General features: G+C 67.7%; 20 protein-coding genes. 4 read left to right on the top strand and 16 right to left on the bottom strand.

What is annotated here, in order from left to right; translation table 11 throughout:
- Positions 1 to 53: 53 nt before the first annotated feature.
- Complete coding sequence (locus FKO37_RS05715) at positions 54 to 614, top strand: DedA family protein (RefSeq protein ID WP_238603910.1); 561 nt, start codon at positions 54 to 56, stop codon at positions 612 to 614.
- On the opposite strand, the gene FKO37_RS05710 is transcribed toward FKO37_RS05715, so the two are convergent.
- Positions 571 to 1,680, bottom strand: a complete 1,110-nt coding sequence (locus FKO37_RS05710) for a serine hydrolase (protein ID WP_238603909.1) — start codon at positions 1,678 to 1,680, stop codon at positions 571 to 573. The two genes, FKO37_RS05715 and FKO37_RS05710, sit on opposite strands and share 44 nt — an antisense overlap.
- Positions 1,681 to 1,744: 64 nt before the next feature.
- Between FKO37_RS05710 and FKO37_RS05705 the strand changes: the two genes are divergently transcribed.
- Positions 1,745 to 2,299: a TetR family transcriptional regulator gene (locus FKO37_RS05705; RefSeq protein ID WP_134728533.1), complete on the top strand. Its 555-nt coding sequence runs from the start codon at positions 1,745 to 1,747 to the stop codon at positions 2,297 to 2,299.
- Here FKO37_RS05705 and FKO37_RS05700 read toward each other — a convergent pair.
- Positions 2,296 to 3,201, bottom strand: coding sequence for a LysR family transcriptional regulator (locus tag FKO37_RS05700; protein ID WP_238603908.1), 906 nt, complete (start codon positions 3,199 to 3,201; stop codon positions 2,296 to 2,298). The genes FKO37_RS05705 and FKO37_RS05700 overlap by 4 nt on opposite strands.
- Positions 3,202 to 3,287: 86 nt before the next feature.
- On the opposite strand from FKO37_RS05700, the gene FKO37_RS05695 reads away from it, so the two are divergent.
- Positions 3,288 to 4,187, top strand: a complete 900-nt coding sequence (locus FKO37_RS05695; RefSeq protein WP_238603907.1) for an EamA family transporter — start codon at positions 3,288 to 3,290, stop codon at positions 4,185 to 4,187.
- Between the two features lie 3 nt (positions 4,188 to 4,190).
- On the opposite strand, the gene FKO37_RS05690 is transcribed toward FKO37_RS05695, so the two are convergent.
- From FKO37_RS05690 to FKO37_RS05670, 5 genes are all read right to left on the bottom strand, one after another.
- The gene (locus tag FKO37_RS05690; protein WP_238603906.1) at positions 4,191 to 6,410 is read right to left on the bottom strand and encodes an N-6 DNA methylase; all 2,220 of its coding nucleotides are present in this window, start codon (positions 6,408 to 6,410) and stop codon (positions 4,191 to 4,193) included.
- Positions 6,407 to 7,000 carry a hypothetical protein gene (locus FKO37_RS05685; protein ID WP_238603905.1) on the bottom strand — a complete coding sequence of 198 codons (594 nt, stop codon included), beginning with the start codon at positions 6,998 to 7,000 and terminating at the stop codon, positions 6,407 to 6,409. The genes FKO37_RS05690 and FKO37_RS05685 overlap by 4 nt, the downstream gene beginning before the upstream one ends.
- Positions 7,001 to 7,430: 430 nt before the next feature.
- Complete coding sequence (locus tag FKO37_RS05680) at positions 7,431 to 8,087, bottom strand: DedA family protein (protein WP_037808466.1); 657 nt, start codon at positions 8,085 to 8,087, stop codon at positions 7,431 to 7,433.
- A gap of 109 nt (positions 8,088 to 8,196) precedes the next feature.
- On the bottom strand, positions 8,197 to 9,393 hold the full coding sequence (locus FKO37_RS05675; RefSeq protein ID WP_238603904.1) for an RNA polymerase sigma factor: 1,197 nt from the start codon (positions 9,391 to 9,393) through the stop codon (positions 8,197 to 8,199).
- Positions 9,390 to 9,770 (bottom strand): YciI family protein, encoded by a 381-nt coding sequence (locus FKO37_RS05670; protein ID WP_037808470.1) that lies wholly within the window; start codon positions 9,768 to 9,770, stop codon positions 9,390 to 9,392. Before FKO37_RS05670 ends, FKO37_RS05675 begins: the two co-directional genes overlap by 4 nt.
- Before the next feature lie 102 nt (positions 9,771 to 9,872).
- On the opposite strand from FKO37_RS05670, the gene FKO37_RS05665 reads away from it, so the two are divergent.
- Complete coding sequence (locus FKO37_RS05665) at positions 9,873 to 10,295, top strand: nuclear transport factor 2 family protein (RefSeq protein WP_238603903.1); 423 nt, start codon at positions 9,873 to 9,875, stop codon at positions 10,293 to 10,295.
- 68 nt (positions 10,296 to 10,363) lie between these two features.
- On the opposite strand, the gene FKO37_RS05660 is transcribed toward FKO37_RS05665, so the two are convergent.
- From FKO37_RS05660 to FKO37_RS05620, 9 genes are all read right to left on the bottom strand, one after another.
- Positions 10,364 to 11,476 (bottom strand): ABC transporter ATP-binding protein, encoded by a 1,113-nt coding sequence (locus FKO37_RS05660; protein WP_037808479.1) that lies wholly within the window; start codon positions 11,474 to 11,476, stop codon positions 10,364 to 10,366.
- Positions 11,473 to 12,468, bottom strand: coding sequence for an ABC transporter ATP-binding protein (locus FKO37_RS05655; protein ID WP_037808482.1), 996 nt, complete (start codon positions 12,466 to 12,468; stop codon positions 11,473 to 11,475). The genes FKO37_RS05660 and FKO37_RS05655 overlap by 4 nt, the downstream gene beginning before the upstream one ends.
- A gap of 4 nt (positions 12,469 to 12,472) precedes the next feature.
- Positions 12,473 to 13,408: an ABC transporter permease gene (locus FKO37_RS05650; protein ID WP_037808484.1), complete on the bottom strand. Its 936-nt coding sequence runs from the start codon at positions 13,406 to 13,408 to the stop codon at positions 12,473 to 12,475.
- The gene (locus tag FKO37_RS05645) at positions 13,405 to 14,406 is read right to left on the bottom strand and encodes an ABC transporter permease (RefSeq protein WP_037808486.1); all 1,002 of its coding nucleotides are present in this window, start codon (positions 14,404 to 14,406) and stop codon (positions 13,405 to 13,407) included. The genes FKO37_RS05650 and FKO37_RS05645 overlap by 4 nt, the downstream gene beginning before the upstream one ends.
- 87 nt (positions 14,407 to 14,493) lie before the next feature.
- The gene (locus FKO37_RS05640) at positions 14,494 to 16,185 is read right to left on the bottom strand and encodes an ABC transporter substrate-binding protein (protein ID WP_051728630.1); all 1,692 of its coding nucleotides are present in this window, start codon (positions 16,183 to 16,185) and stop codon (positions 14,494 to 14,496) included.
- A 425-nt stretch (positions 16,186 to 16,610) separates the two neighbouring features.
- Entirely contained in the window at positions 16,611 to 17,087 is a 477-nt protein-coding gene (locus tag FKO37_RS05635) for a uridine kinase (RefSeq protein ID WP_238603902.1), read from the bottom strand.
- A gap of 44 nt (positions 17,088 to 17,131) precedes the next feature.
- Complete coding sequence (locus tag FKO37_RS05630; RefSeq protein ID WP_037808489.1) at positions 17,132 to 17,569, bottom strand: DUF2304 domain-containing protein; 438 nt, start codon at positions 17,567 to 17,569, stop codon at positions 17,132 to 17,134.
- A gap of 11 nt (positions 17,570 to 17,580) precedes the next feature.
- Complete coding sequence (locus tag FKO37_RS05625; protein WP_051728631.1) at positions 17,581 to 18,336, bottom strand: glycosyltransferase family 2 protein; 756 nt, start codon at positions 18,334 to 18,336, stop codon at positions 17,581 to 17,583.
- Between the two features lie 6 nt (positions 18,337 to 18,342).
- Positions 18,343 to 20,298 carry a DUF6541 family protein gene (locus FKO37_RS05620; protein WP_238603901.1) on the bottom strand — a complete coding sequence of 652 codons (1,956 nt, stop codon included), beginning with the start codon at positions 20,296 to 20,298 and terminating at the stop codon, positions 18,343 to 18,345.
- Positions 20,299 to 20,368: the final 70 nt, after the last annotated feature.

Genomic DNA, 20,368 nt, shown 5'->3' with positions numbered 1-20,368 from the left:
TGAAGAGCCGGTGATTGGGACTCATCCGGGCTGGCACGACGGTTAATGGAGACATGGACGCTACGACGGCTGGGCTGGTGGTGCTGTTCGTCGTCTCGCTGGTGCCGGTGTTGCCCACCGAGGTGACGCTGCTCGGCATGGGCGTGGCCGCCGCGCAGCACGGGACCTCGCTGGCCGTCGTGATCGCAGTCGCCAGCTTCGGCTGTCTGCTGTCTGACCAGGCGTTGTACGCACTCGGGCGGTTCGGCGGGGCTCGCGTACTGGCCCGGCTGAGCCGTCGGCGCAAACTGGCCGCCGGGCTGACCTGGCTCGACGGACGCTTGCAACGGCATCCGCGGCCGGTCCTGGTGGTCGCGCGATGGCTGCCTTCCGGCGGCACGATCGGCGCGCTGCTGGCCGGCTCGTTGCGGTGGCGGTTCACCGAGTTCCTGACCGCGTCCGCGGTCGGCGTGCTGCTGTGGACGTCGTACGTCGCGTTCCTCGGCTACGCCGGCGGGCAACTGGTTGCCGAGCCGGGGCTGAGCCTCGCGTTGTCGCTGACCATCGCGGTGCTGCTGGGCTCGGCGATCACTATCGGGATTCGACGGCACGCAGCGCCGAGTACAGCGCCCTGATCAGCGGTTCGTTCTCCGGCGCGGCCGCGGCGGGGAACGGGATCCGGCGGCGGGTGTAGCCGTACGCGACGCCGTTGCGCGGATCGGCGAACGCCTGCTGGCCACCCGCGCCGCTGTGCCCGAAGCTGCCCTGGCCCAGCTCGGGGTAGTACTCGCTGGTGGCGTGGAATCCGATGCCGAACGCCTTGCGCTGTTGCAACACCACGTCGTCGCCGGTGGACTGGATTTGCGCGAACTCGGCGGCGGTTTCCGGCTTCAGCAGTGGCGGTTCGCCGTCCAGCGGACTGATCGCGGCGGCGTACATGCGGGCCAACCCACGGGCCGAGGCGACGCCGCCGAACGAGGCCGGGCCGAGCCGCCGGACCTCCGGGAGATTCGGCAGTTCCCAGACCTCCGGGCCGTCCGGATGGTGCCGGTTGAACGCGATCCCGTTCAGGCTGTTCGCGGCGGGCGGGGCGATCTGCCGCTCGGGGGTCAGGATCATCGGCTCCGCGCTGGCGAATCGCGGCTCCAGTTCGGCGGGGAGGCCGAGGTAGAAGTCCACTGCGTACGGATCGCGGATCCGTTCGGCGAAGTGTTCCTGGATGGTGCGGCCGGTCGCCCGCAGCACGACCTCGCCGCTGAGCGCGCCGATGACCAGCGCGTGGTAGCCGAACGCGGTTCCCGGTCGCCAGAACGGGCGCTGGCGGGCCAGGCGTTCCGCGACGATCCGGTCGTCGGCGAGTTCCGCGCGGGAGAATCCTTCGTCGGCGCCGACCAGTCCGGCTCGGTGCGCCAGGAGTTCCCTGAGCGTGACGTCGGCCGAGAACTCCGGCCAGTAGTGGCGCACGCGCTGGTCAAGGTCCAGCACCCCGTCCTGGACCAGCAGCGCGACGACCAGATGCGCCGCGCCTTTCGTCGCGGAGTAAGCGCCAAGCAGGCAGTCCCCGTCGACGCCGGTCCACAAGTCGACTACTCGCTCGCCACGGTGATACGCCACCAGCTGGGCGGCTCCGTCCGCGACTGCCGCGAACGTGTCCCGCACCTGTTCGAAACCGGGCCGCACGGTGCCCTCGATGTTTTCCATGCCACGACCGTACTCCTGTTTGTAACCATTGGTCACTAACTCTGTCTCGGTAGAGTCCGCAGCTATGACCCGACCGCGGCCCGGCCGCCCCGCGCAGCTCGATCGCGAGCGGATCGTCGACGCGGCGTTGTCCACGGGAAACCTCGACACCTTGACCATGCGCGAACTGGCGACGCGGCTGGGCGTGACGCATGGCGCGCTCTACCGCTGGGTCGCCAACCGGGACGCGCTGTTCGATCTGATCAGCGAGGTAGTGCTGGAGCGGGTGCTTCCGGCGGAAGGACCGCCACGCCGGTCTTGGCGGCCGTGGCTCGCCCAGGTCGCGTGGGCGATGCACGACCAGTTCCTCGCGGTGCCCGGTTACGCGACCCGGTTGTCGCGACCGCACCGGCACAACGCGGATTCGTTCGGCAGGCTGCGCTCGCAGGTGGTCGCCGCGTTCACCAACGCCGGGGTGTCGCCGGAACTGGCTGAGCAGAGCTGGTACATCTTCATCACGTGCACGGTCAGCTGGCTCGCGGTGCGGGAAAACCCGCTCGATCTCGGGCCGGACGCGCCGCGGTTTGAGCTGTTTCTGGACACGTTGCTGCGCGGACTTCCCGCCCGAGAACCCGGTTAGGTCGTCAACGCGGCCACCTCGGCACGCAACTCATCGATCACAGTCGCGACCGCCGGACGGTTCGCCGCACCAGTACGGCACACCACTTCCACCAACCGCGCCGCCCGGATTCCCGCCAGCGGACGGCCCACCAATCCACTGCCGCGCCGAGTGTCCATTGTGTACCGAGGCATCAACGCGATCCCGTGCCCGGCCGCGACAAGCCGTTCGGTGATGCGGAAATCGTTGATGCGCTGGACGATCTGCGGCCGCACGCCGGTGCGCACGGTGAGCGAGCGCAGGACGTCGTCGACCGGAAAGCCGTGGTCCACCGAGATCCAGCGTTCGTCGGCGAGATCGGCGAGTTCGACCCGGCGGCGGCGGGCGAGCCGGTGATCGGCGGGCAGTGCGACGTCCAGCGGTTCGCGCAGCAGCGGGACGACGTCGAGGCGTTCGGTGTCGAATTCGGGCGCGTGCTCGTCGCGGTGGGCGACGACGACGTCGTAGTCGGCGACCAGGCCAGGCACCTGCGGCGGGACCATGTCGACGTCGCGGACGTCGACGTCGAGGTTTTCGTACTGGTCGATGCGGCGCAGCAGGCCGGGCAAGAGCATCAGACCCGCGGACTGAAAGATCGCGATCCGCACCCGTCCGCGCGGGGCGCTGCGGTAGGTGGCCAGTTCCGCTTCGGCCCGGTCCAGCGCGGCCAGCACGTCGTCGGCGCGGGCGACCAGCGCGCGGCCCGCGTCGGTGAGCCGCAGCCCGCGGCCGGCCGGTTCGGTGAGGGCGATGCCGACCTCCGCCTGCAACGCGCGCAACTGCTGGGATATCGCCGACGGGGTGCAGTGCAACGCCCGAGCGGCGGCGGTGACGCTGCCCCGATCAGCGAATTCGCGCAGCGTCCGGAGCCTGCCCAAGTCCATCCGCGCAGTGTATGTGAAGCAGCGCTACACAGTCGGTGCAGTTTTTCTCGCTGGTGCTTCAAGGTTTGCCTAGGCAGAGTGGCGGCATGGCCATCCGGGACCGTCTGCTCGCTGTGTTCGTCGCCGTCTTGTGGGGTCTGAATTTCATTGCGATCCACGCCACACTCGGTCAATTCCCGCCGATGTTCGCGGGCGCGCTGCGGTTTCTGCTGATCGCGATTCCGACGATGGTCCTGGTGCCGCGGCCGCGCGTGAAGCTGCGCTATCTCCTCGGCTACGGGCTCGGGTTCGGCACCGGACAGTTCGCGTTCCTGTTCGTCGCGATGCACCTGGGCATGCCGACCGGGCTGGCGTCGCTGGTGCTGCAGGCGTCCGCGCCGTTCACCGTGCTGCTGGGCGCGGTGCTGCTGCGGGAACGCGTCTCCGGACGGCAGCTGGCCGGGATCCTGCTCGCGGTGGCGGGCATGACCGCGATCGCCTGGCAGCAGTCCGCCCACGCCGCGCTGGTGCCGGTGCTGCTGACCCTGCTGGCCGCGCTGAGCTGGGCGATCGGCAACCTGAGCATGCGCCGCGCGGAGCCGGACAACCCGCTTCACCTGACGCTGTGGATGTCGGTGGTGCCGCCGCTGCCGATGCTGGCGCTGTCGAGCATCTTCGAAGGCCCGGGCGCGGCGTGGCACTCGCTGGCGACGCTCGGCACCAAGACCGGCCTGATCGGCATCGCGGGTCTGGCGTACGTCGTCATCTTCGGGACCGTCGTGGGCTCCGGCATCTGGACCACGCTGATGCGCCGCAACCCGGCGGGCGTGGTCGCGCCGTTCTCGCTGCTCGTGCCGGTGGTCGGGTTGACGGCGTCGTTCTTCATCCTCGGCGAGGTGCCGACGGTACTGACCCTGGTCGCCGCGGCGGTGGTGATCGGCGGGGTCTTGCTGGGCTCGCTGCGGAAGAAGCCCGCGGTCACGCCGGAGGAACTGCTGCCGGTGTAAGGGTCAGGTGCTGGGGCGAAAAAGTAGCGCGGTCAGTAAGTCGAGCGAATGCGCGAGTTTGGCTCCTAGCTCGCTGTGCGCCACCGAAGACAGCTGATACGGCCGCAACAGATCGACGATCTCCGCCTGCTTGTGACGTGGCGGCAAGAAGATCGGCATCGACCGGAGCAGGTCAGAGTTGAAATACTGCACCGCAGTGCCGACGGCGTTGCGCCGTAGCCACTCTTGCGCGTCAGCTCCGTTCAAGTAGTAGACGAGATAATGCGGATCGACGGCCGGACCCGGCCGGAACCCGACGCACCCCGGCCCAAGCAGCCAGCCGGCTTCGCTAGGCCGCACCAACCCGAACCGCCCAAGCGTGCCTGCCCGTGCGCTGACAATGTCTCGGTCCGCCAGCCGGTATCTGACATACCTTGCAACTAATGCTTCAGGAACGAGGTCGAGCTCGCCGTAGTTGACCTGGTTGTTCCGAATATTGCGAGGCAGGACTAACGGCGTACCCGGGCTCTCGCCTTGCCGCTTCACGCTGCCTGGGCCGGGAATAACCTTGCACACTTCACCGAGGCGCACCTGTTCCCCGGTCACCTCCGCCCGGCCCGAAGAGAGCACGGTAGCCGCAGTCGCCTCAAGACCGTCGTTCAGCCGACGTACCTGCTCAGTCAACTCGGCCAACTCACGGCGCGCTGTGGCAAAGGCAGCAGCCGGGCTGTCTTCCCTGCGCTCAGTCCTCCTGGAGACGTACCGTGCGGGCTGAACGTTGTAGTCGTCCTGCTCAAGCTCCGAATAGGGAACCGCGAGAGAGTAGCCTGGACTGCCGTGAAAATTGCCCTTCCGCGAAGTCGACCAGCGGCGGTGTTCAGCGACCACTCGATCGATCGCCGCCGTTGTCAACCGTCGCGCGGACCGGTCGACCTCCGTCTCGTCGCGGGCGTCGATGAGCAGCACTTCATCGCTGTACACGTTGTGTCCGGGAGCCCGCAGAAGCCAGAGAGTCACCGGAATTGCGGTGAAACGGAAGAGCCGGGCAGGCAACGCGATGACGCATTCTACGATGCCACCCTTGATCAAAGCACCTCGAATATGCGCCTCGTTCTTGCTTGACGCAGCTCCCGACGGCATGATCACCGCCGCCCGGCCACTCGGCGCGAGTTTCGCGGCGACATGTTGCAACCACGCAAAGTTCGCGTTCTTCTCTGGCGGCTCCCCCCACTGCAAGACCTCATTGTCCAACTCAGCCGACTTGAGGTTGAACGGCGGATTGGCCAGGATCCGGTCAAAGGTCAGCCCCGGGAAGCTGTCCTTCTCCACTGCGAGCCCGGGCTCGCCAAGTTCTGCCTCGACCCCATGCAGAGCCAAGTTCATCCAGGAAGTCGACCAGGACCACTGGTCGCCGGCCTTGCCGAATACCTCGATGGGAACATCTGCGAGAACGCCAGCTATTCGCTCTGCGGCGACAGTCAACAACTCGCCCGATCCACAAAAGGGGTCATATGCCGAGTGCACCGGCTCGTCACCGAGCAGATCGACCATGAGCCGCGCGACCTCGGGCGGCGTGAACTGCCCTCCGCTTCGGCCTGATTGCCGTCGGGTGAGCCCGAGAAGCGCTGAGCCCAACTGTCCTGCGTTCTCCTTCGCCGAAAACCGATTCACGAAGTCGACTACATCCCGAAGTGCCGGGTTCGATGACTCAAGCACACGCGTGAACAATAATCGGTCTGGCGCACCAGGGACCGGTACGGAGATGCGACGGAGCACCTCCTGCGCTTCCGGCCAGGTTCTGGTAGCGGTCACCGCGTTCCAGTCCGACGGCTGAGCGAAACGCAAGTACACCAACCCGAGCAGGTAGTCGAGGGCCGCGGAACGGTCAAGCGAGTCGCGCATTGACTCAACCGTCTCCCACAGCCGGTCAGCCAAATCAGCTTCGGTTACCGGCCTGGTACGCGCCATGCTCGCATCGGACAGTTTTTCGGGACCGAGGTTTCGAAGAAGACGATCACCATAGGTGTAGCCGTCCGGCTCGCTGTCTTTCCGTCGGTGAACCGGAATCCGACGCTCTTTCAACCACTCAGCGACCGCCGAGATCTCGAACAGTTCCTTTCCGTCGATTTTGTGCGGGGGAGGAAAGTCCGGCGAACGCGACCGCCAGTTGCTGAAAGCGCTCGCGTTGACCTCCGCCAGCTTCGCCAGATCCGCCGCGGACCGCATACTCTCCAGGAGGCTCATCGACGTTCTCCTCCCAGTTCGGGTCGTCGGGCAAGGATTGTTTCGACCTGGTCGCGCCTTCGCAGATGCACCAACACCTCCGGGCACACGCAGCGGATCAGCCGGAGAATAGTCGCGTGGTCAGCCTCTAGGTGCCGATGATGGATGGGCTCGTAGTGCATGATCCGGTTCCGGAACCTCCGCACCTCGTCCAAGTCGCGGTACAAGGCCGACCTCGGCTGCTTGCGGTGCGGAAAGGCGCGGTGCAGCCACGGCTCCCACAGTGACCGGTGGTACTCCTTGCCCACCAGCCACACCCAGAACCCGAAGGAAAGCTCGGCAACTAGATCGTCGGGCGTAACCGGTCGGCGCTGCCGGAGCTGCCGCCGAACCTTGTCGGCGGCCTTGCCGACCAACGCGTAGTGATGGTCTTCCAGCGGGGCAACCTCCCACCAGTCCGATCGGCCGAACTTTTCCACCAGCTGCCGGTGCAAGGCGTTGCGCAATGCAAGTTCCAGGCAGTGCAACGCGGGGTAGAACGCAGCTGACACTTCCACGTTCCACCAGTAGAGTTCGATCGCTGCCGCGCAGTCCCCGTCCGCCTCGAGCAAGTACGGCCGGAACCGCGTCGGCGACAAAGTCTCGTCGATCCACCGGTGCTGAACATCCATCTCTTCGTACCCCCTCATGGCAGCACGAAGATGTGCTACTGTGGTTTTTGTACGCCCCGGGTCGCCCCTGCTTCGCATGCCGCCCGGGGCATAGCTCTATCTACGGCCGCACTTCGCCGATTGAGGCAGCCGGACTCCCTCGCGGTCTTCCCTAAGGCTAGCGGCCTGTCGCCGCTCGCGCAAGCATTCCAGATACACAGATTTTGTGAACTGCCGAGTGACGGCGCGGTACACCAACCTGTGAACAAGCGGTCTTGCTACGAACGGGGGGCCGAACGCAACCCGGCTGGGCCCCGCGCGTTCGCGCAGAACCCAGCCGGGTTACTGGCCTCAAGCCACATCAATCGGCCAGGGAAGTTCTTCAGTCGATTCAGGCGACCGCGTCGTTCTTCTCCTCCGACGACGCGGACGAGGCCGATCCCGCCGCGTGACGGGCCATGCGCTTCTTCAGCACCAGCGTCACCACCACGCCGATCACCAGCGCCGCGCCGAGGCCTGCCCACTGGAAGCCCTTCAGCCACTTGTCGGCGACCACGCCGAGGTAGTAGATGAGCGCCGTCGTCCCGCCCGCCCAGACGATGCCGCCCAGTGCGTTCGCGATCAGGAAGCGTGGGTAGTGCATGTTCAGCGACCCGGCGAGCGGGCCGGCCAGGATGCGCAGCACCGCGACGAACCGGCCGAAGAACACGGCCCACATGCCGCGTTTGTGGAACATCTTTTCGGCGCTCGCGATGTGGTCGGGGCCGAAATGTTTCGGGAACTTCCGGCCGGCCCAGGCGAAGAGCCGTTTGCCGCCCTTCTTGCCGATCAGGTACCCGATGCTGTCGCCGATGATCGCGCCCGCCGACGCCAGCACGCCGATCCACAGCGGGTTCAGCCCGCTGTGCGACGACGCCAGCAGCGCCGCGCTCACCAGCACGATCTCCCCCGGCAGCGGGATGCCCAGGCTTTCGACCATCACCACCAAGCCCACCAACAGGTAGACCGACAGCGGAGGGATCGCCTCCAGCACGTGGTCGATGTTCACTGCCAACCCCCTTGTGATTCGTGCCTGGTCTCCGCAGAGTACCCAGCTGACGAGCGTTCTCGCGTCCGCCTGGAGTCGGGGGTGGGGTCCGTCTTCAGGCAGGGGTTTTTCAGGGTTTTTCCGACATAACACGCAAAGCGCGCGATTCGAAGTACTCGCGTTCCGGCAGGCTCAAGGTGCGCTGGGCGGCCCGGAGGTAGCACTCGCGGGCGCCTTGCGCGTCGCCGGACCGTTCGAGGAGATCGGCGCGGACCACGTCGGCCCGGTAGTGGTCCAGGTGCTCGGACGCGTCCAGTTCGGCCAGCGCGACCGCCGGGCCTTCGACGCGGGCGAGCGCGACCAGGCGGTTGAGGGTGACCATCGGGCCGGGCGCGAGCTGCCGCAGGAGGTCGTACAACATCAGGATCTGCGGCCAGTCGGTGTCGTCGGCGGTCGGGGCTTCGTCGTGCACGGCGGCGATCGCGGCTTGCAGTTGGTACGGACCGACGGGGGTGTTCGCCAGCGCGTGTTCGATGAGTGCGCTGCCTTCGGCGATCGCGGACGCGTCCCAGAGCGAACGGTCTTGTTCGGCCAGCGGCACGGGCACGCCGTCCTGGCCGGTGCGGGCGGGACGGCGGGCGTCGGTGAGCAGCATGAGGGCGAGCAGACCGGCGACCTCGCCGTCAGCAGGCAGCAGCGCGTGCAGTTGCCGGGCGAGCCGGATGGCCTCGGCGGTCAGTTCGACGCGGTTCACCTCGCTGCCGGAGCTGGCGGTGTGGCCCTCGGTGAACACCAGATACAGCACCTGCAGTACCGCGGCGACGCGTTCCGGCAGTTCGTCCCGGGGCGGCAGGGCGAAATCCGCACCGCGCAGCTTCTGTTTCGCGCGGCTGATCCGCTGACCGATCGTCGGCTCCGGAACCAGGTACGCCCGCGCGATCTCGGCGGTGGTCAGGCCGCCGACGGCACGCAATGTGAGCGCCACCTGCGACGGGCGGGTCAGCGCGGGATGGCAGCAGAGCAACAGCAGAGTGAGGGTGTCGTCTTGCTGCGGCACGAGTTCGAAGGACGGCGGTTCCAGCGCGGCCACCGTCTCCTCGCGGCGGATCCGCGCGGCTTCGTTGCGCCACATCTCGATCCGCCGCCGAGAAGCGGTCGTGATGAGCCAGGCCTTCGGATTGTCCGGGACCCCGTCCTTCGGCCACTGCACGGCGGCGGCGAGCAGGGCCTCCTGCACGGCGTCCTCGCATTTGCCGAAATCGCCGTAGCGGCGCACGAGCGCGGTCAGGACCTGCGGGATGAGGTCGCGCAGGAGGCCGTCGATCACAGCTCGAAGTCCACGTCGCCGGTCAGCCCCATCACGGGCCGCACCTCGATCGTCGCGAACGGAGCCTCCGGGATCCGCGCGGCGATCTCCAGCGCACGGGCCTCCGAATCGCATTCCAGCAGGTAGAACCCGGCGAGCTGTTCCTTGATCTCGGCGAACGGGCCGTCGGTGGTGCTCACGCCGTCGGTGCTCACGCGGACCTGCTTCGTCAGCTCCGGCGCGGCCAGCCGCTCGGACACGATCCGCTCGCCGGTGCCCGCCAGCTCCTCGTGGAACCGCTGGTAGGCCCGCAGGCCCTCGGCCTTCTGCTCGTCGCTCATCCCCGCCCAGGCCGCGCGCGACGCCGGGTTGCCGTAGATCAGGACCAGATACTTCATCGGGAGCCTCCTCGAAAAGTTTTTCCACCCCAGATGTCGAAGCCGGACCGGCGGCTTCGACGTCCCGGACGAACACCGAGTCCGGGAAAAGGAGACCACAAAATGTCCGAAAACGAGATCCGCGGCCTGCTGGCCGAGCGCACCGCCGCGATGCACGCGAAAGACCCGAAGCGGGTCGTCGCGAGCTACACCGAGAAGGCGGTCAAATTCGACCTCGCCCCGCCGCTGCGCACGACCGGCGCTTCCGCGGAGCACGTCGCGCAGTGGATGAGCACCTTCGACGGGCCGATTTCCTACACGTACCACGACGAGGAGATCACCGTGTCCGGCGATCTGGCGATGGTGGCGGCGCTGACGAAGCTGACCGCGACGCCGCAGGGCCACAACGAATCGTTCACGCTCTGGTTCCGCACCACGTTCGCCTTGCGACGCAACGGAAACGGCTGGCTGATCGCGCACGAGCACAACTCGACGCCGTTCCACATGGACGGTTCGTTCCGCGCTGCCGTCGACCTCCAGCCCTGAAAGCCCTGAAAAGCCGTGAAGGACTCCTTGAGGGAATCAGATTCCCTCAAGGAGTCCTTCACGGACGGTCAGAGGATCTCGGCGGCCGAACCGACGTCCGGCGGGCCGAGGTCCGGGTTCAGTGCCCCGGCGTCGACCAGTTCCACCTCGACCTTGTGCGGCTGGATCCGCCCGTCGCGGATGTCCTCCGCGTAGTGGCAGGCCACCCGGTGTCCGGCGCCGATCTCGCGCAATTGCGGGCGATCGGTGTCGCACAGGCTTTCCTGCTTCCACGGGCACCGCGTGTGGAAGCGGCAGCCCGACGGCGGGTTGGCGGGCGACGGAAGGTCGCCGGCGAGCAGGATTTGCTCGCGGCTGTCCTCCACCACCGGGTCCGGCACCGGGATCGCCGACAGCAGCGCGCGCGTGTACGGGTGCAGCGGGTTTTGGTACAGCTCCTCCGACGTCGTTTCCTCGACCAGCGCGCCGAGGTACATCACGCCGATCCGGTCGGAGATGTGCCGGACCACCGCGAGGTCGTGCGCGATCACCACGTAGGTGAGACCGAGCTCGTCCTGGAGGTCCTCCAGCAGGTTCACCACCTGCGCCTGCACCGAAACGTCCAGCGCGGACACCGGTTCGTCGGCGACGATCAGGTCCGGCTCCACCGACAGCGCCCGCGCGATGCCGATGCGCTGGCGCTGGCCGCCGGAGAACTCGTGCGGGTACTTCCGCAGCGAGGATTCCGGAAGGCCCACCGCGCTCAGCAGTTCCCGCAGCCGCTTCGCGGTCGACTCCTTGTCCCTGTCGAGACCGTGCGCGCGCATGCCCTCGACGAGGATCGATTCGACCGACTGGCGCGGGTCCAGGCTCGACATCGGGTCCTGGAACACCATCTGCATCCGCCGCCGCGCCTTGCGCAACTGCTCGCCCTTGAGCTGGGCGACGTCGGTGCCGTCGAACACGACCTTGCCGTCGGTCGGTTCGTTGAGCCGCAGGATCGCGCGGCCGAGCGTCGACTTGCCGCAGCCGGATTCGCCGACCAGGCCGTAGGTTTCGCCGCGGCGGATCGACAGGTCGACCCCGTCGACCGCGAACACGTGGCCCACCGTGCGGTCCACGACGATGCCGCGTTTGATCGGGAAGTGCACCTTGAGGCCGGTGACCTCGAGCAGCACCTCGTCGGTGTTCGCCACCGTCATCGGGTTCCTCCTCCTGCCGCCACGGCGGGTTGCACCGGGTTGTGGCAGCGCAGCAAGCCGTTCCGGTCGGGAACCAGCTCCGGCGAATTCTCCAGGCAGGCCTGGATCGCGTTCGGGCAGCGCGGCGCGAAGGCACAGCCGCCGTCCCACGGGATGTTGTCGGCCACCGAACCGCGGATCGGCACCAGCTTCTCGCCGCGGCCCTCGTCGAGCCGCGGGATCGAGGCCAGCAGGCCGTGCGTGTACGGGTGCCGCGGCTGCGCGAACAGCGAATGCCGCTCCTGGCGCTCCACGATCCGGCCGCCGTAAAGCACGTTGACCTCGTCGCAGAGCCCGGCGACGACGCCGAGGTCGTGCGTGATCATCACCAGCGCGGTCCCGGTGTCCTGCACCAGTTCCCGCAGCAGCGCGAGGATCTGCGCCTGGATCGTCACGTCGAGCGCGGTGGTCGGCTCGTCCGCGATGAGCAGCCGAGGACGGCACGCCAGCGCGATCGCGATCAGCGCGCGCTGGCGCATCCCGCCGGAAAGCTGGTGCGGGTACTCGGAAAGCCGCCGCGTCGGGTCGGGAATGCCGACCTTGTCGAGCAGTTCCGCCGCTTCGATCCGCGCCTTCTTGCGCGGCATGTCGCGGTGGCGCTCCAGCACCTCGGTGATCTGCAGCCCGATCGGGATGACCGGGTTCAGCGAGGACAGCGGGTCCTGGAACACCATGCCGAGATCGCGGCCGCGCCGGTCGCGCATTTCGCGGTCGGACAGGGTCAGCAGATCGGTGCCCTCGAAGCGCACCGAACCGCTGACGGTGTTGCCGCGCTTGGCGAGCAGCCGCATGATCGCGAGCGACGTCACCGACTTGCCGCAGCCGGACTCGCCGACCAGCCCGACCGTCTGGCCGGGTTCGACGTCGAAACTCACGCCGTCGACCGCGGTGAACGGACGCTCGCCGCGGCGCTGGAACACGACCTTCAGGTCGCGGACTTCGAGAAGTGCCACGGGGTCACCGCCGGTTCTTCGGGTCGAGGGCTTCGCGGAGGGACTCGCCGAGCAGCGTGAACCCGAGCGCCACGATGATGATCGCGATCGCCGGGTAGTAGGCCAGCTCGGGCCGGATGTCGAGGAAGTGCTGGGAAGCGTTGCCCAGCATCAAACCCCACTCCGCGCGGGTCGGGTCCGGGTCGCCGAGACCGAGGAACGACAGTGCCGCGGCCTCCAGGATCGCGGTCGCCAGGGTCAGCGTCGCCTGCACGATCACCGGACCGAGCGAGTTCGGCAGCATATGCCGGAACACCACCGTCGTCCGCTTCACGCCGAGCGACGTCGCCGCGAGCACGTGGTCCGCCTCGCGCTGGGCGAGCATCGAACCGCGCAGCAGCCGGGCGAAAATCGGCACGCCGATGATCGACACCGCGATGATCACCGTCCACTGGCTCGGCTTCGCGAACAGCGCCGCGATCGAAATCGCCAGCAACAGCGAGGGAAACGCCAGCAGCACGTCGACGATGCGCATGAGGACGGTGTCGACCCAGCCGCCGAACGCGCCCGCGAGCCCGCCGATGAGCGCGCCGAGCAGCACGCCGATCACCGTGGCGAGCACGCCGACCAGCAGCGTCTGCTGTGCGCCGATCAGCAGCCGGGACAGGAAGTCGCGGCCGAAGTCGTCGACGCCGAGCGGGAATCCGGGCTGGGCGCCGGGAATGATGCCCCGGCCGAGGATGACCTTGTCCTGCAGGTACCGGACCTGCGGGTCCTTCGGCGCGAGCAGCGGCGCGAAAATCGCCAGCAGCAAGAACAGCAGGGTGATCACGCCGCCGACGATCGCCACCGGGCTGCGCAGCATCCGGCGCAGTGCCTCGGCGCCGAGGCTGCGCCCGCCCGCCGAAGCCGCGGCGAGCTTGTCGATCGGCTCTTTCTTCTTGTTCAGCAGAGTGTTCACCGCACACGCACCCTCGGGTCGATGAGCCCGTAGGAAATATCCACGAGCATGTTCACGAGCACGTAGACCAGTGCCCCGAGAAGCAGCAGCGCCTGCAGCCGCGGGTAGTCCCGCTTGTCGATCCCTTCGGCCAGAAGGAATCCGAGGCCGCGGAAGTTGAACACTCGCTCGGTCAGCACGGCGCCGCCGAGCAGCGCGCCGGTCTGCAGGCCGATCGTGGTGATCACCGGCAGCAAGGCATTGCGCAGCACGTGCCGCTGGCGGACCACGGGCTGCGTGAGGCCCTTGGAGTTCGCGGTGCGGATGAAGTCCTCGTTGAACACGTCGAGCACCGACGCGCGGGTGATCCGGGTGATCACCGCGAGCGGAATCGTGGCGAGCGCGAGCGCGGGAAGAATGAGGTGCTTGATCGCGTCCCACACCGCGTCCCATTCGCCGGTCATCATTCCGTCGAGAATGGCGAAATGCGTGACGACGGTCGCGTCGATGCCCGGCGCCTGCCTGCCCTGCGACGGCAAGCCGAGCGGCGTGGAAAGCAGGTCCTGCATCATGTAGCCGAGGAAGAAGATCGGCACCGCCACGCCGACCAGGGTCAGCACGATGATGACGTTGTCGACGATCTGGCCGCGGAACCGGGCGGCGAGATAGCCGAACGAAATGCCGAACAGCACCGCGATCAGCATCGCCGTGATGCCCAGCTCGATGGTGGCCGGGAGGAACGTGCCGATCTCCGACATCACCGGCCGGGACGACACGAGCGAATTGCCGAAATCACCGGTGATCGCGCGGCCGAGGAATTTGAAGTACTGCACGAAAATCGGCTGGTCGAGGCCGAGCACGTGGTTGAGGTTCGCCAGTTTTTCCGGAGTCGCCTTGTCCCCGAGCAGAGCCGACGCGGGCCCGCCGGGAAGTGAGCGCAACCAGGCGAACACCAGGATGGACAGGATGAGGAGCGTCGGGATCGCTTGTAGCAGCCGACGCACGAGAAAACGGAGCACGAGTAGTCCTTTGTGTACAGCCCGGGAACGAGGCCAAGGGCAGGCGCGGTAGCACCTGCCCTTGGCCTGGCTGCTCAGTGGAGCACGTCAGCCGATCGTGACGTTGTCGAAGCGTTCGTCGGTGAGCGGGCTGGCCACCACGCCCTTGATCTTCGGGCCGACCACGATCGCCGGCGTCGGGTAGGCGATCGGGATGGCGGGCAGGTATTCCATGATCTTCTTGTTGGCTTCCTGGTACGCCTTGGTGTGCGCGTCGCCGGCCGGCGCCGCGTCCGCGTCCGCGAGCGCCTTGAAGATGCCCTGGTTGTTCTGGTCGGTCAGGCCGAATTCCGGCTTCGGGCGGCCGAAGAAGGTGCCGACGAAGTTGCCCGCGTCGTTGTAGTCACCGGTCCAGCCGAGCAGGTGGATGTCCTGCTTGCCGTTCTGCTGCACGTCGTCCTTGTACCCGCCGTTCCACGACTCGGCGACCGGCTGCACGTTGATGCCGATGGCCTTCAGGTCCTCGGAGATCGCGGTGTAAGTGTCGGCCGGGTTCGGCATGTAGGGCCGGGTGACCTCGGTCGGGTAGTAGAACTTGAGGGTCATGCCCTCGGCGCCGGCTTCCTTCAGGAGCTGCTTGGCGCGCTCCTTGTCGTACGGGTACTTGGTGACGTCGTCGGTGTACCCGTTGATCGCCTTCGGCACGAACTCGGTCGCGACCTCGGAACCCTCGGCCAGCTTGGAGCGCACGAACTGCTCGCGGTTGATGCCGTAGGCCAGCGCCTGGCGGACCTTGGGGTTCTGCAGCTTCGCGCCGTTGGGGCCGGCCTGGTTGATGCCGAGGTAGAGCACGTTGAACGACGGGCGGATCAGCACCTGCTCGCCGTCGTTGCGCAGCAGGCCGTAGTCGGCGGGGGCCGGGAAGTCGTAGCCGTTGATGTCGCCGGCCTTGAGCGCCTGCTTGCGGGCGTTCTCGTCCGGGATCACCTTGAACACGAGCTTGTCCAGCTTGGCAGGCTGCGGCATCGTGCTGGTCTCGTTGCGCACCAAGGTGATCTGGCCGTTGCCCTGGTCCCAGCTCTCGAACTTGAACGGGCCGGTGCCGGTCGGGTGCTTGTAGCCGTACTCCGGATACGTGATCGACGTGCCGGAGCCGGTGACCTTGTCCGCGTTGTACTTCTGCAGCGCGGTGGGGCTCTGGATCGCGAACGACGGCAGGGTGAACGCGGCCGGGAAGGCGCCCTTCGCGCGGGTCAGGTTCAAGACCGCGGTGTGGTCGTCCTTCGCCTCGCAGCTCTGGTAGACCGGCTGGCCCTTGGTCGTGCCCTCGTTGTTCTTGAAGCCCTCGAAGACGTCGCCGTAGTAGATCATCTGGCTCTGGGCGGTGGCGCCCTTCATGTTGTACCAGCGATCGAAGTTGAAGCAGACGGCCTTCGCGTCGAACGCGGTGCCGTCGCTGAACTTCACGCCCTGCTTGAGGTCGAAGGTCCAGGTCTTGCCGTCGTTGCTCGGCGTCCACTTCGTGGCGAGCGACGGGGCCAGGTCCGCGGTGCCCGGCTTGTTCTGGATCAGCGTGTCCAGCATCTGCCGGGTGATCCGGAACGTCTCGCCCTCGTCGTTGAAGATCGGGTCGAACATCTTCGGGTTGCCGGTGTTGCCGAAGACCATGGTGCCCCCGGACCCACCGCCTCCGGACTCGTCGCGCTTCGATTCCGCGCACGCGGACAGCGAGACTGCGAGCGCGCCCGCGAGCCCGATCAGAGCTGCCCGGCGTGTTCGGGTCAGCCGCAATTGCTGCATCTGGCACCCCTTGGGAATGTTCGGTGTCTCGAAAGCACCGTCGGCGGTCAGTTCGGGAAGACCAATGCGATCGGTGTGTTCGGTGACACTAGCGGGAACTCGGCCCCCGCTTAAGCACGTGAGGTTACGATCGCGCTACGTAAGGCCCAAATTGAGCGCAACGTGTCGGCAATTGTGTGCACAGCGTAGCGAAAACTGCCGGTTTGGTACGTTGAGTGGCGGTTTGCTCACCCGGTTGGCCTAGCGGTCCGGGTTGTCCGTTCCGGGTGCCGTGGATGTTCCGGAATCTCTCCGGCAGGCCTGGAGAGTTGCCCGCGAAGGCCGCCGAATCGGCCCGAATGCACTCGTGTCCGCCGTGCTCGCGCATTCCGCGCAATAGCCATTTCGCCTGCCGCAAACCGATGTCGAGCCGGGATTCCGGTTGTTCAGACCAGCTGGTCGGCGGCTTCCCGGGTGCCGTCGACGGCGAACCAGCCGCGCTCGAACAACTGCCAGCGGCGCAGTTCAGCCCGCGCGGGCTCGCCGTCCCGGGCGACTGCCCTGGACAACCGTTCAGCCTCGGTGCCGCCCTCGACCCAGCAGAGCCACGACAACCGGGACCGCACCGCGCGGCGTCCGCTCGACACGCCTTCCAGCACCAGCACCTCGGGCACCTCGACGCGCACCAGCTCGCCCGGCCGCGGAGTGCCAGAGGTCCAGTCCATCCGCCGGTACGCGCCGGGCAGGCCCTGTGCCAGCGGCGTCAGCACTCCGTCTTCCAGCTGCGGCCACCACGCGACGGGATCGTCCCAGGTGGCGAAGGCGTCCGTGCTGACCAACGCGGCACGCGAACCGAGAGCCTCGACCGTCTCGGCGGCGATAGTGGACTTCCCGGCTCCGGACGGACCGTCGACGGCGAGCATCCGAACGCCGCCGAGCCGGGGCGGGGCGGCGAGCAGTGCGGAGATCAGGGAACGCGTGCCGGCCTCGCTTCGGGCAGGCCGTCCACGGTGTCCGGCGCGGTCGTGCGCTTCTCCAGTTCGGCGATGCGTGCTTCGAGCTCGCGCTGGGTGTCTTCCAGCTCGCAGCGCAGCAAAGCGGTCTCCTCGACTGAGGTCCGCACCTCTTCCTCCAGGTGCCCGACCTCGGTCGAAAGCTGCAGCGAAACCATCGCGAGGACCACTCCGGACAGGAAGAAGACGAAGTTCGACGGGGTCTCCACGCCCGTCAGGTGCGCCACGAAGTTCGCCACCGCGGGCACCACGGCGAGGATCACGACCCCGATGGCCACCACGAGCCAGATGCCAGCGTACTTCTCGCGCAGTTTGCGCCGCCGCATCATCTCGATGACGACGAACAGCACGAGACACGCGATGACGATGCTCAGCACCCGCCAGCCTGCCATGGAGGGCCTCCTTACACGGCGTCGGAAGAATCGACGGAGGGACGGCGGCGGACCAGGGCGAGCAGCAGCGCCAGCCCCGCGCGGCCCAGGTACACGGCGGATTTCACCGGCGAATGGCTCGGCGTGCCGCCCGCCCGCTCCCGCATCAGGACCGGGGTTTCCGCGATCGCGAGCTTCGCCCGGATCGCCAGCATGAGCGCCTCGACCGTGTCGCCGAGGTATTCGGCCGGGTAGCCGGCGGCGAACAGCCGGATCGCGCGCGGTCCCATCGCCTTGAACCCGGACGTGACGTCGGTGAGCCTGGTCCCGGCCAGCTTGCTGAATACCAGCGACAGCACGGCCATCGCGTACTTGCGCGGACCGACGGCCCGGTACGAGCCCTTGCCCGCGAACCGGGAGCCGATCGCGAGGTCGGCTCCCTCGTCGAGCAGTCGCAGCAGCGCGCCGACCTCGGCCGGATCGTGCTGTCCGTCGGCGTCGACCTGGACCACGGTGTCGTAGCCGCGCGAGACGGCGTAACGGAATCCGGTGCGCATCGCGCCGCCGACGCCGAGGTTCACCGACAGCCGGACCACCCTGGCTCCCGCCTCGCGGGCGAGTTCGGCGGTGCGGTCGAGCGAACCGTCGTCGACGACCAGCACGTCCATGCCGGGCAGCGACCGTTTGATCTGGGCGAGCACCGACGAGACGCTGTCCTGCTCGTTGAAGGCCGGGATCACGATGAGCACGCGGCGGGTGTGCACGAGCGTGCCGGACAAGTCAGCCATGAGCGCTCACTCCCCGTGCGAAGTGCTCAGCGCGGGTGCCACCGCGACGCCGGACTGTCCCGCGATCTCGTAAATCGTCGCGTCGGAATTGCGGAAGACGACGTGGAACATCGGGCCCTCGGCGATCCGGGCGACGCCCGCCGACTGGATCGCGGTAGCGGTGGCCAGCCCCTTGCCCTGGATGACATAGCGCACGCGCAGGTCCGTGAGGTCCCTGCGGACCCGCGGCGACGTGCCGACCTGGTCGACCTGGTCGCTGAGGTACGCGGCCGTCGTGCCCGGACCGGCTCCGTAGAAGTTCCACTCGACCGGCGTCACGCCGGACAGCGCGTACATCCACGCGGAACCGTCGGCCTTGTTGTTCATCACGCGTTCGCCGGGCACCGTGTGCTGCGCGAGCCAGGCATACGCGGCTTCCTCCGCTTTGGACACGGTGGGCCCGTCCTGGTACCTGGCCGCCAGCCGCACCGCGTTGCGACCGACGTAACCGCCCCCGCTCAGCCCGCCGAGCACCACAACCAGCAGCAGCACGGCGACGCCGGTGAGCGCGACCGGCTTGAGCTTCACCCGTGGCTGCATTTTGCGGACCAGCCAGGCGACGAAGGTGTGCGCGAACTCGCCGAAGGCCACCGCTCCGGCGAGCGGCACGAGCGCGGCGATCCGCCAGTGGTCGTTGTAGAAGACGCTCGTGACCGACCGCACGAGGTTCGACTCGAGAGACACGGAAACCATGAACAGGCCGCCGAACACGACGTACGCGCCGACCAGCCACAGCATCCGCCGGTGTCGCACCAGCAGCACGATGCCGATGAACGCGGGCACGCCGACCCACCACTGCGGGAACTCCGACATCGGGGAGAACGTCAGTGTTTCGCCGAGGCCGCCGGCGAGTGTCGCCTCGGTCGGCCAGTGCGCGCTCGTCACGCCGCTCGCGTTGTACAGCGACGGCAGCACGAGCGGCACGCCGAACGCGATCGCCAGTCCGACGGTCGCGATCAGCGTGGGAGCACTGCGCCGCCAATCGATCTTCTCGTAGCGCAGCAGCACCGCGAGCAGGATGAGCAGGAAGTACGCGCCGAGCACGAACACGAGGCTGGTGTGCAGCCCGCACAGTCCGGCAACGCCGACCCCGAGCGCCACCGGGCCCGTCGCGCCGTCCGGCTTCAGCAGGTACCGCGCGAGCACGAGCATCGCCGGGATCAGCGCGACCCCCGCGACGTACGGCCACAGCGGACCGCGCCACAGCGAGTCGTACGGGAACGCGCTGAACCACGTGGTGACCGCGGCGGCCGCGGCGGTACCGAGCGCCGGCATTCCCCACACGCGGCACAGCGCCGCGACGCCGACCGGCACGGTGAAAACCACTGCCAGCGCGGCCAGGTTCAGCGTGGGCATCATGGTCAGCCCGCCCTTGCCGAAGACCAGCGAGAGCAGTGCGTGGTAGGTGTCCGGGTAGAAGTAGTTGGTCTGGTTGGGCAGGTTCGCGATCGTGCCCACGGTGGACGGCCGGGCGTCGCCGTGTTCGGCGATCCAGCGGATCAGGTTGCCGTGGAACGGCGCGTCCCAGCCCTGCTGGACCGTGTTGATCCCGTTGGTGCCGCGCAGAAAAGCGACCGCGCCCACGACGAGGCCCGCGGCGACGCCCGCCGCCATCACGACGTGGTCGCGCAGCGGGAGCTTCGGAAGTTCTTCGACCGTCCAGTCCGGATGACGGCGCGCGCGCAGCCGTCGCGCGGCGAACGCCAGCCCGAAGCCGACGATCGCGAGCACGAGCGTCCAGAGCGCGACCGCGAGCATCGTCCAGCGGATGCCGAGGCCGCCGAGCACCGGGACGCCGAGCGCGACGACTCCGAAAGTGAGCAGCGGCGCGGTGGCGGCGAGCGTCCACCCGCGCAGCCGGACGGCAGCCCCGAAGACGAGCCCGGGCACCCAGAACGCGAGCAGCACCAGAAGAACGTTCATCGATTTCGCGGTCCAACCGTGAGCACCATTTTGCCTTCGCCGCACACCGATGCCGGAGGCTGCGAAGTCA

This window comes from Amycolatopsis sp. Poz14, from assembly GCF_006704225.1.
Lineage (GTDB): Bacteria > Actinomycetota > Actinomycetes > Mycobacteriales > Pseudonocardiaceae > Amycolatopsis > Amycolatopsis nivea.
The sequence above is the reverse complement of the archived record's forward strand: the minus strand, read 5'-3'. Positions and strand labels throughout refer to the sequence as shown.

Coding starts and splice junctions, on each gene's coding strand:
- FKO37_RS05700 (WP_238603908.1), bottom strand. CDS start 3,201: ATGGACTTGGGCAGGCTCCGGACGCTGCGCGAATTCGCTGATCGGGGC.
- FKO37_RS05660 (WP_037808479.1), bottom strand. CDS start 11,476: ATGACGGTGGCGAACACCGACGAGGTGCTGCTCGAGGTCACCGGCCTC.
- FKO37_RS05640 (WP_051728630.1), bottom strand. CDS start 16,185: ATGCAGCAATTGCGGCTGACCCGAACACGCCGGGCAGCTCTGATCGGG.
- FKO37_RS05690 (WP_238603906.1), bottom strand. CDS start 6,410: ATGAGCCTCCTGGAGAGTATGCGGTCCGCGGCGGATCTGGCGAAGCTG.
- FKO37_RS05670 (WP_037808470.1), bottom strand. CDS start 9,770: ATGAAGTATCTGGTCCTGATCTACGGCAACCCGGCGTCGCGCGCGGCC.
- FKO37_RS05635 (WP_238603902.1), bottom strand. CDS start 17,087: ATGCTCGCCGTCGACGGTCCGTCCGGAGCCGGGAAGTCCACTATCGCC.
- FKO37_RS05715 (WP_238603910.1), top strand. CDS start 54: ATGGACGCTACGACGGCTGGGCTGGTGGTGCTGTTCGTCGTCTCGCTG.
- FKO37_RS05620 (WP_238603901.1), bottom strand. CDS start 20,298: ATGAACGTTCTTCTGGTGCTGCTCGCGTTCTGGGTGCCCGGGCTCGTC.
- FKO37_RS05665 (WP_238603903.1), top strand. CDS start 9,873: ATGTCCGAAAACGAGATCCGCGGCCTGCTGGCCGAGCGCACCGCCGCG.
- FKO37_RS05630 (WP_037808489.1), bottom strand. CDS start 17,569: ATGGCAGGCTGGCGGGTGCTGAGCATCGTCATCGCGTGTCTCGTGCTG.
- FKO37_RS05625 (WP_051728631.1), bottom strand. CDS start 18,336: ATGGCTGACTTGTCCGGCACGCTCGTGCACACCCGCCGCGTGCTCATC.
- FKO37_RS05695 (WP_238603907.1), top strand. CDS start 3,288: ATGGCCATCCGGGACCGTCTGCTCGCTGTGTTCGTCGCCGTCTTGTGG.
- FKO37_RS05710 (WP_238603909.1), bottom strand. CDS start 1,680: ATGGAAAACATCGAGGGCACCGTGCGGCCCGGTTTCGAACAGGTGCGG.
- FKO37_RS05705 (WP_134728533.1), top strand. CDS start 1,745: ATGACCCGACCGCGGCCCGGCCGCCCCGCGCAGCTCGATCGCGAGCGG.